Annotated in this window: 3 protein-coding genes; all 3 read left to right on the top strand. The window is 34.7% G+C overall.

The features are described from left to right. On the top strand, positions 1-828 hold an 828-nt coding region (locus ABIQ27_RS14125), incomplete at its 5' end, for a restriction endonuclease subunit S (protein WP_348034562.1). Positions 829-830: 2 nt separating this feature from the next. Continuing rightward, positions 831-2000: a hypothetical protein gene (locus ABIQ27_RS14120; protein WP_348034561.1), complete on the top strand. Its 1170-nt coding sequence runs from the start codon at positions 831-833 to the stop codon at positions 1998-2000. Further along, positions 1984-2879, top strand: an 896-nt coding sequence (locus ABIQ27_RS14115) for a type I restriction endonuclease (protein ID WP_348034560.1), incomplete at its 3' end; no start/stop codon positions are given. The genes ABIQ27_RS14120 and ABIQ27_RS14115, both read left to right, overlap by 17 nt.

Raw genomic sequence — 2879 nt, 5'->3', positions numbered from 1 at the left:
TTTCCTACCGACTTAAAAGAACAAGAAAGAATAGCCAATTATCTAACAGAAAAAACAGCACAGATAGACAACATTATTTCTTTGAAAGAAAAACTTATAGAAAAATTAAGAGAGGAACGACTTGAGTTACTCAATCATGCAGTAACAAGAGGAACGAAAGAAAAATCAGAGATGAAACCTTCGGGCATTGATTGGATAAATGAAATTCCAAATAGTTGGACAACGAAAAGAATAAAATACATCGCTTCAATTTTTGGGAGAATTGGTTTTCGGGGTTATCAAACAAGTGATTTAGTAAACGCAGGAGAAGGAGCAATTACATTAAGTCCTTCAAACATGAAAGAGTTTGAAATGGATTTTTCTAAATGTAGTTATTTGAGTTGGGCTAAGTATGATGAATCGCCTGAAATACAAATTGAGAATAATGATTTGCTTTTTGTAAAGACAGGTTCAACTTTCGGAAAAACAAGTTTGGTTGAGAATCTGCCAGAGAAAGCTACAATCAATCCGCAGTTGTTGGTGTTCAAGCAAATAAAAATCAACACGACTTTTTTCTTTTATGTTTTATTATCTGAATTGATTCAAGCACAGGTTAAGACATCAGTAATTGGCGGAACAATCCCAACAATTTCACAGGAAAAAATCGGCAACTATTATTTATTTGTTCCACCATTGGAAGAACAAAAAGAAATTGTTGCTTTCGTAAAAAAGCATTTGGAAAGAATAAAGACCACCATTTCAAAGATTGAACAGGAAATTGAATTGATAAAGGAATTCAAATCTTCTTTGATAAACGAAGTAGTAACAGGAAAAATAATTTTAAATTAAGTATGACACTTTGCACAGCATGGATAAGGAAAGCAGGAGATAATGACGAATTAGTTTTCGCTACTGATAGCTGTTTGAGTTCAGGTGAAAGATGGAGAGGAAGAAAATTATTTGACTTACCGAGAAAGGATGCCTTGATATGTTTTGCAGGAAGAACGGACAGAGCATATCCATTAATCCTGAATTTAATTACAGCACTTCGCTACAACAAAGATTTCCAAGACAAGGCAAAAGATATTGTTGACTTAGCACTTTTTGTTTCAGACCTTTTTACAGAATTAGTAAATCAAATTTATTTTACGAACCAACCTTTAGACCAATTAAAGGCAGAAGCAGAATTTTTATTTGGGGGTTGGAGCTGGAAAAATCAACAATTCGTTTTGTTCAAAATTTATTATGACACAGGCGAACAGAAATTTGTTTATGATGATTGCCTTGCTGAAAAGAAAACACGACATGTTGTTTTTATAGGTGATGATGATGTTATTCCCATTGCGAAAGAACTTTGCACTAAGGAATTTCAGGGAAATAATTCTGATAATGTTTTAGATATGGAACCTCTAAAGGTTGTTACCGTGATAAGCAGAGACCCCGAGTTTACAACTGTTGCAGGTGCTTTGCAGATTGCAAAGATTTACAAAAGCGGACACAATGAATTTTTTGGTGTGATGTGGGAAAGCATAAAAGGGAAGCCGCATTTCTTAGGCAAATCATATCAGCAATTTGAAAAACCCGAAGTAAGATATTTTGACCCAGACACTTTAGTAATTCATGAAATTGAATTGCCTGAATACTTAGACATCATTTCAGAAAATCTTTTTGGAGAATACATTTCCTTTGTAGAAAAGTGTTACCCGAATGGAAAACTTAAAACGAAACTTAGCAGAGCAGAAAGAAATTTATTGCTTGAAGTATTAAAGCATTCTTTTTATAAAAGTGTTGTGAATGATTTGCAAGACGGAGCAATTAATGAACAAGAAGAAGCACAACAGGAAGAAGTTGTTTTTGAAGCAACAGGAGCAAACGCAATGGGAGTAATAGCGGAAGAAGTTCCAGTTGCAGAAGTAGCATTTGAAGCAGTTATTGCAGTTGAACCCGAAATAATTCCCCAGGTTGAAGAAGTGCAACCACCACTAGTAATAAATGAAAATGAAAATGGAGACAATCACTAAAAGTAAATTGCATACAGAACAAACTTTTGAAACAGCAATAGTTTATCACCTAACTTCTCATGGATGGACAGAAGGAAGTGCAGCAGATTTCAGCAGAGAAACTTGTCTGGATGAAAAAGCAATCATTGATTTTTTGCAAACTACACAACCGAAAGAATGGGAAACGATTGTTCAATTTTATAAAGATGATGCAGCAACGCAAATTATAAAACGGGTGCTGAAAGAAGTTGATTTAAAAGGAAGTTTAGAAGTAATGCGGCACGGCATTACAGACAGTGGAGTAAAATTCAGGTTGGCATATTTTCAACCCGACAGCAAATTAAATGATGATACTTTAAAACTTTATGCTTCAAACAAATTGTATGTAACACGACAAGTTAAATACAGCACGAAGAATGAAAACAGTATTGACCTTTTGCTTTCGTTAAATGGTTTGCCTGTGGCAACCGTTGAATTGAAAAATCATTTCACAGGGCAAGATGTAAACAATGCAAAACGCCAATTCAAATATGACCGTGACCCAAGAGAATTACTTTTTCTTTTCAAGAAAAGAGCAATGGTTCATTTCAGCGTTGACACCGAAGAAGTTTATCTCACAACAAAATTAGACGGAAACAAAACCCGTTTTCTTCCTTTCAACAAAGGAGTGAACAACGGAGCAGGTAATCCATCAAATGAAAACGGTTATCGTTCCGCTTACTTGTGGGAAGATATTTGGGAAGTAAATAGTTGGATGAATATTCTTGGAAAGTTTTTGCATTTACAAGTTGAAGATGTTGTGATTGACAAAAAGAAGTATCCAAGGGAATCAATGATATTTCCACGATACCATCAGTTGATGGCAGTTAGAAAATTGGGAACTCATGCTTTGCAAAACGG

The sequence above is a fragment of the Flavobacterium sp. genome (assembly GCF_039916025.1).
GTDB lineage: Bacteria > Bacteroidota > Bacteroidia > Flavobacteriales > Flavobacteriaceae > Flavobacterium.
This window is presented reverse-complemented; position numbering and strand designations above follow the sequence as displayed.

Coding starts and splice junctions, on each gene's coding strand:
- ABIQ27_RS14120 (WP_348034561.1), top strand. CDS start 831: ATGACACTTTGCACAGCATGGATAAGGAAAGCAGGAGATAATGACGAA.